The following is a 6,728-nucleotide window of genomic DNA, read 5'->3' on the forward strand; positions in this document are numbered from 1 at the left end:
GCTAAGACCCCTACGGGGCTGCTTGCTTCCTGCTTCACCGAGGCCGGTTTCGCTGCTACCGTCTGGTAGCGGCCAGCGCCTTCCTCTCCACAGGCTTCACATCCGGCGGAACTCGCCGTAGAGCGTCCATCAGCCAAGATATTCTTCGCTGCATTCCCATCGCGGTCGTGGAGCGCACCACACGCAGGGCATGTCCACTCACGCACTGACAGCGGCAAGACATCAAGCACGTACCCACAGGTCGAACAGGTCTTGCTGCTGGCGAAGACGCAGCGCAGTCTCTGACGGTTTTTGCAGACTGTTGTCCAGTTTCCATGCCTCATATTGCCGCTTCCACTCGACCAGCGCCCAGTTGTAGGCAAAACGCGCTGTGCCCGCGGCTTTGGCAAAGTAGGTGGCTTGCCCGTTGTTGGGGTCGAGGGCAATCTTGTGGGCGAGGATCATGCGCGGGTCTCCTCAACAGCCTTTCTGACGCCATCGAGCAGTTTCTGGTTCCTGCGGGAACGCGAACCCTATGTTACGAATGTAGCCAAGCCTTCAATACATCAAAGAGGCTATTCCCCCCCCAAGCAAGGGCAAAAAGAATCGAGGTGGTCACGGCTAAGCCGATCAGAGAAATGACCATTCCCGCCAGACTAATCAAACCATCCTCATCCAAAAGACCAAAGCCAATCGTAAAAATGCCCATGGCTGGAATGGTGTTCGTGCCGGGAATGGGCAAAATCATCGAGATGGCCATCAGTGACACCGCAACTCCTAAACCCAAACGTCCACCTCGAGTGGTGCAAATGGGGCGTAAGCGGGGACGGGAAATCAACTCAATCCGTCGTAACCAAGGCAAAGCTGTGCGCACAATCTTTTGAATCTGGGATCGCGGCATCGCGCGCTTGAGCAGTCGGGGGGGCAACCAAGGGGTTGAGGCACCCACGAGCAATTGCCCCCCCAGCAGTAGCAGCACAATGCCAAAGGGGGTGGAATAACCGGGAGCAGGCAGAGGCAGCGCCGATGGTAATGAAAGAACAGCTAGCAAAAAGCCGAAGGTTCGCTCTCCCGCCAACTGCAGAATATCCCCCAAGGACACCGGTTGCTGCGTTAAAATCTCTCCCTCGGGGGGGCTGGGCACAGGAGTCAAAAAGGCACGTTCAAGGTCGGTGGACAGTTTGGCCATAACAATTCAGAAAGAGTGGAAATGTTGCCACTGCTAGGATACGATAGACTGATCGTGAGTTATGCCCAATACAGTTGACAGGCGCTCCCAAGGCCGCGAGCAAACTGAAGAAATGGCCACCCCATCTGACTTACCAACAGAGTTACACCTGATCCACCCCCGGCGATCCCTGGGGCACATTTATCTCGACTGGACTCCCCAACCCGGCTGCCATGTGGATCATGAAGGGGAAACCTATACGGTGTTAGAACGCCGTCATCGCTACCAGTTTCGCGGTGGACGCTATCAACTGGAAAAAATTGCTCTCTATGTGCAGCCCAGTGACCCCCCTAGCGATCGCCGGCTGGTCAATGGCCGTTGGGTGATTGGCGATCCCTCCTGCCGCTGGAATGCCCTTTCGCCGTTGTTGCGCTGTGCTGTCAACCCCCAAGGCTCCTGCCCAGAGTGTCGAGATTACCAGCCTCGAGAACCATAACCTCCCCTTCGGCGGAGGAGAAGCTTTAGGGTCGTTTTAGATTGAGTTAGCTTGAGATCGAGACGGTTAACCTACTGCCCAGTGGGCGTCATATACGACGTTTCGGGGAGGACAATTTTCACCGGTTCAACGTGCCAAATATCTTGGCAGTACTCGCGAATGGCGCGATCGCTAGAAAACTTGCCCATCCGTGCCACATTGAGAATAGACATTTTTGTCCATTGGGCTTGATCTCGATAGACCCGAAGTACGTGTTGATGGCAGTCCACGTAGCTTTGGTAGTCTGCCAAGAGGCAATAGCGATCGTTTTGCCAGAGGTGTTCAACAATCGGACGAAAGAGTTCTGTATCCCCATGGGAAAAATAGCCAGAGCTAATCAGGTCAAGGACTCGCTTCAGCATCGGGTTACCATTGGCAAACTCCCACGGACGGTAGCCATTGCGCCACAATGCCTGCAACTGTTCCACCGTATGGCCAAAGAGGAAGAAGTTTTCTGCCCCCACCTCTTCGCGAATCTCCACGTTGGCGCCATCGAGGGTGCCAATGGTCAACGCCCCATTGAGAGCAAATTTCATATTGCCGGTGCCTGAGGCCTCATAGCCCGCTGTGGAAATTTGCTGCGAGAGATCCGCTGCTGGATAGACCCGCTGCCCCAAAGTCACATTGTAGTCGGGCAAAAAGACTACCTTCAGGCGATCGCGCACCGCCGGATCGCGGTTAATCACGTCGGCCACCGAGTTGATGAGCTTGATGATCAACTTGGCCATGTAGTAGCCCGGCGCCGCCTTACCCCCAAAAATAAACGTTTGCGGCACCATGTCCAGTTGTGGATTGTCCTTCAACATTTGGTAAAGGGTGATTATCTTGAGGACACACAAATGTTGCCGCTTGTACTCATGGATGCGCTTCACCAAGATTGAGAAAAGGGAATGCGGATCTACTGCCACCCCTAGGCGATCGCTAATGTATTCCGCGAGGCGTTCCTTGTTTCCCTGCTTTACTAAGCGCCACTGAGTGGCAAAATCCCGATCCTCTGCCCAGGGTTCCAATTGTCGCAGTTGCTCCAAATGCTTCACCCAATCCTCACCAATGCGTTCGGTAATCATCCGGGTTAATCCCGGATTGCTGAGCACCATCCAGCGTCGAGGGGTAACCCCATTGGTTTTATTGGAAAACTTCTGCGGTGTGAGTTCGTAGAAATCCTTGAGCACCGTTTGTTTCAAGAGTTCTGAGTGCAGCGCCGCCACCCCGTTGATGGCATGACTCCCCACTGCTGCCAAGTGGGCCATGCGCACATAGCGACAGCCGCTTTCATCAATAATTGACAGCCGCCGCAGGCGATCGTTATCCCCCGGATATTGCAGGCGCACTTGATCGAGGAAGCGTTGGTTAATTTCGTAGATGATTTGCAAGTGGCGGGGCAGCAGTGAGCCAAAAAGATCTAACGGCCATTTTTCCAATGCCTCCGGGAGGAGGGTGTGGTTTGTGTAGGCAAAGGTCTTGCAGGTAATGTCCCACGCCTGCTCCCAAGGCATGAGATGCTCATCCACCAATAGGCGCATCAGTTCAGCCACCGAAATGGCTGGGTGGGTATCGTTTAACTGGACAGTGAACTTTTCATGGAAGCGACTGAGATCGTTATTTCCCGATTGCTTATAAAGGCGAATCATGTCCTGCAGGGCACAGGAGCAGAAGAAATATTGCTGCATCAGCCGCAGTTCTTTGCCCTGCAATTGCTCATCGTTGGGGTAGAGCACCTTGGTGATGTTTTCTGAGGCAATTTTTTGATTGACGGCACCGTAGTAATCGCCGGTGTTAAAGGCCTGAAAGTCAAAGGACTCGACTGCCTCTGCCCGCCAGAGGCGCAGCAGATTGGCGGTATTCACCTTGTAGCCCAAGATGGGTGTGTCATAGGCTACGCCCTGAACCACTTGGTGGGGTTCCCAGACCACGCGATAGCGTCCCTGATCGTCAGTGTAGCTGTAGGTGTGCCCGCCAAATTTCACTTGCAGGATTAACTCTGGACGGGGAATTTCCCACGGGTTGCCGTAGCGTAGCCACTTATCCGTAATCTCAACTTGCCAACCATCGCGAATTTCTTGGTCAAAGATGCCATATTCGTAGCGAATGCCGTAGCCAATGGCGGGAATTTCCAATGTAGCAAGGGAATCCATATAGCAGGCGGCTAAGCGCCCCAAGCCGCCATTGCCCAAGCCCGGCTCTTCCTCCTGATCAAGCAGTTCTTTGAGGTTTAACCCCGTTTGGCGAACCGCTTCCTCAACCGCCTCGTAAAGGCCGAGGTTAACTAGGTTATTGCCAAGGTGCGGCCCTAGCAAAAATTCCGCTGAAAGATAGCAGACGGTACGGCTTCCTTGCTCGCGATAGGTTTTCGCAGAATTGAGCCAGCGCAACAGCAGGCGATCGCGCACGGTGTAGGCCAATGCTAAATAGTAATCATTTTTTGTCGCCACTTCGGGAAATCGCCCCTGGATAAAGAAAAGATTATCCATAAAGGCGCGGCGCAGGGTTTCAATACTCATACCGGTGCGATCATCTTCCGTCAGCACCGTGGGACAACCGGGCGGAATGAGACTGGTCATTGGGGAAATCCTCGCAAAGAATGAACGCGATATAATCAGCCCTTCCCTTCTGTTGTACCGCGATTGCCAGGGATTTCCCGCCGAGTACAGAATCTCTTTACCAGCAAAAGGGGGCAAGCCCTTGCCTATTGATCTGGCGAAAACAGTTGGCAGGTGAGGTCTTCCTCAGGGTCTGAGGGGTCAGGGGGGGAGCTGCTGCCTAGGGGAGCCGCAGGGGCTTGGCTTTGTTGGCAGCGTTCATAAAGTGTACTCAGAAGTTTGAGCAGGCGATCGCCTCCACCGGCATAGAGGGGATCCTCGGGCAAACGCGCCAAAGCCCTAGGCATTTGTGTCTGTAGTATCTCTAAATCAGCGTAGCGACGAATCAGGCGTTGCAGTAAATCAATGAGGGTAAAGCGCTCTAGGCTCTGGGGATGAACCGCTTTGCCGGTCAACAGGGTAGCCACAAGAAGTTTTATATGCAGTGGGGTACAGTAACGGGTGACTTCCAAGCGCAAATTGTACAAATCTGCAGTATTGAGGGTTGGTGCCTCAAGGGTCAGTGTTGCCGTGGGGGATTGAGTGTACAGGGGCACCAAGATTTGCAGCAGTGCTGCTGAGAGCACCTGATAGGCCTGTGCTTTGTTGAGACTATTGATAATGGCGGTTAGGCGCTGTCCTAGGAGGGTGGGGGTTTTCAGCTGTTTAAGGATTTGGATGAGTACCTGTTCCACCTCGCTGACTGTCCACAGGGGCGCTTGGGTCGGCCACCGATTCTGCTGAAGAGCATACAGTAGCTTAAAAAGGCGGCTGTGCTGCGGGTGCTGGATGATTTGTTGGGCAGCAGTGGCAGTTGTAGAAGTCGTTGGGGTCACAGGTTTGCTAAAGATCCCTCCGGCGGTATTTTACCAATTTTCCTAGGCTACAATCAATTAATTGTAATCCAAGGGAGATTGTCAAGGCCTCTGCTAGGATTGGGGGAGTCTAGGAGCGACAGAATTGGCGTGAAAGAGCTTTTTCATAGCCTTCAGCAGCGTCTCAATGAGATTGTTGTCGGTCAAGGGGCGATCGCCCAAGGCTTAATTGTGGCGCTCCTCGCCGAAGGCCATGTCATCCTTGAGGGGGTGCCGGGAACCGCCAAAACCCTGCTTGTGAAGCTTCTCGCTCGTCTCATGGCAGCGGAATTTCGCCGTATCCAACTCACGCCCGATATCCTCCCCGCCGATATTCTCGGTACCAGCATCTTTGACTTTAACAGTCGCACATTTCGCCTGCGCAAGGGGCCGATTTTTACCCAAGTGCTGCTGGCGGATGAAATTAACCGCACACCGCCCAAAACCCAAGCAGCCCTCCTAGAAGCCATGGAAGAACGGCAGGTGACCCTAGACGGCACCACCCTCCCCCTCTCTGGTTTATTTTGGACGGTGGCTACCCAAAACCCCTTGGAATTTGAAGGCACCTATCCGCTGCCGGAAGCCCAACTTGATCGCTTCCTATTCAAATTAGTGGTGCCCTACCCGGAGGCGACCTCAGAACGGCGAATGCTGGAGAATGTCCTTGCGGGGTTTGAAGCTCGCAATCTCGATCAACTTAATTTGGAGCCATTAATTACCGTTGAGCAAGTCTTGGCAGCACGGCAACAAGTGCGGCAAGTCCATGTGGAGCCTGCGGTGCTCGATTACCTGTTGGCTTTAGTGCAGGCCACTCGTCAACATTCGGAACTGCTGTTGGGGGCTTCCCCACGAGCGGCGGTCGGCTGGTTACGGGCCACTCAAGCACAGGCCTGGTTAGAGGATCGCACTTACGTTACCCCTGAAGATGTGAAGGCGATCGCCACCCCACTCCTGCAACACCGTTTGATTCTCAAGCCCGAAGCTCAGTTAGACGGCATCACAATTTCCCAAGTCATCCAAAGTATTCTCACTAAAGTTGCTGTCCCTCGATGAAAGCACCTGCGAGTTACCAGTTTGGCCGCCATCGCCCCCGCTGGGTTCCCACGGTGGGTTTCTATGGCCTGTTGCTCCTAGGCATCCTCTTGCCTGTGCTGACCAGTTTCCTGCCGGCAGAACTGTGGCCGATCGCCGACGCAGTTCCCCCAGGAGCACTGCGGGAACGGTTGCACTCTTGGCCTTTGGGGCTAGGACTGGTGCTGATGGTGCTGTACGATCTGCTGCTTTTCGGCGTGTCTCTGTGGGACTACATCCGTATGGGTCGCTGGCAGATTACCCTAGAGCGCATCTGTGAGTCACGGCTCTCCATTGGTCGGCAAAACCCGATTCGCCTCAACCTACACACCCGTGGTGAGGTTTCCTTGAGTGAGCAGATCCGCATTGAACTCTACGACGATGTGCCTGCTGAGTTTACGGGCGATACTCCCTACTTTGCCTTTATGGCACTTCCCCAGAGTACTTTGGAATTTGTGTACCATGTGTTTCCACCACGACGCGGTGCCTTTCAATGGTCAGGCTGTGATGTGCGTCTGCGCAGTTCTTGGGGGTTGGCGTGG

General features: G+C 54.1%; 6 protein-coding genes and 2 pseudogenes. 3 read left to right on the forward strand and 5 right to left on the reverse strand.

Annotated elements, in window-relative coordinates; translation table 11 throughout:
* From Q0683_RS01440 to Q0683_RS01450, 3 genes and pseudogenes are all read right to left on the reverse strand, one after another.
* Positions 1 to 266: pseudogene (locus Q0683_RS01440) on the reverse strand (zinc ribbon domain-containing protein); the annotation flags it as partial.
* Positions 223 to 444: a helix-turn-helix domain-containing protein gene (locus Q0683_RS01445; RefSeq protein ID WP_298975906.1), complete on the reverse strand. Its 222-nt coding sequence runs from the start codon at positions 442 to 444 to the stop codon at positions 223 to 225. The pseudogene Q0683_RS01440 and the gene Q0683_RS01445, both read right to left, overlap by 44 nt.
* Before the next feature lie 73 nt (positions 445 to 517).
* Entirely contained in the window at positions 518 to 1,168 is a 651-nt protein-coding gene (locus Q0683_RS01450; RefSeq protein ID WP_298617248.1) for an exopolysaccharide biosynthesis protein, read from the reverse strand.
* Between the two features lie 112 nt (positions 1,169 to 1,280).
* On the opposite strand from Q0683_RS01450, the gene Q0683_RS01455 reads away from it, so the two are divergent.
* Positions 1,281 to 1,643, forward strand: a complete 363-nt coding sequence (locus tag Q0683_RS01455) for a DUF6464 family protein (protein WP_298975911.1) — start codon at positions 1,281 to 1,283, stop codon at positions 1,641 to 1,643.
* 71 nt (positions 1,644 to 1,714) lie between these two features.
* Here Q0683_RS01455 and Q0683_RS01460 read toward each other — a convergent pair whose 3' ends face one another.
* A complete protein-coding gene (locus tag Q0683_RS01460) occupies positions 1,715 to 4,243 on the reverse strand; it encodes a glycogen/starch/alpha-glucan phosphorylase (RefSeq protein WP_298975908.1) in 2,529 nt (842 codons plus the stop codon).
* A 125-nt stretch (positions 4,244 to 4,368) separates the two neighbouring features.
* Positions 4,369 to 5,097, reverse strand: coding sequence for a hypothetical protein (locus Q0683_RS01465; protein WP_298975909.1), 729 nt, complete (start codon positions 5,095 to 5,097; stop codon positions 4,369 to 4,371).
* 129 nt (positions 5,098 to 5,226) lie between these two features.
* On the opposite strand from Q0683_RS01465, the gene Q0683_RS01470 reads away from it, so the two are divergent.
* Complete coding sequence (locus tag Q0683_RS01470; protein WP_298614992.1) at positions 5,227 to 6,168, forward strand: MoxR family ATPase; 942 nt, start codon at positions 5,227 to 5,229, stop codon at positions 6,166 to 6,168.
* Positions 6,165 to 6,728, forward strand: a pseudogene (locus tag Q0683_RS01475) (DUF58 domain-containing protein); the annotation flags it as partial. The gene Q0683_RS01470 and the pseudogene Q0683_RS01475, both read left to right, overlap by 4 nt.

The sequence above is a fragment of the uncultured Thermosynechococcus sp. genome (assembly GCF_938074695.1).
Taxonomy (GTDB): Bacteria; Cyanobacteriota; Cyanobacteriia; order Thermosynechococcales; family Thermosynechococcaceae; genus Thermosynechococcus.

Excerpts from the sequence above, each read along its gene's own strand:
- Q0683_RS01445 (WP_298975906.1), bottom strand. The coding sequence starts at position 444 with ATGATCCTCGCCCACAAGATTGCCCTCGACCCCAACAACGGGCAAGCC.
- Q0683_RS01450 (WP_298617248.1), bottom strand. The coding sequence starts at position 1,168 with ATGGCCAAACTGTCCACCGACCTTGAACGTGCCTTTTTGACTCCTGTG.
- Q0683_RS01455 (WP_298975911.1), top strand. The coding sequence starts at position 1,281 with ATGGCCACCCCATCTGACTTACCAACAGAGTTACACCTGATCCACCCC.
- Q0683_RS01460 (WP_298975908.1), bottom strand. The coding sequence starts at position 4,243 with ATGACCAGTCTCATTCCGCCCGGTTGTCCCACGGTGCTGACGGAAGAT.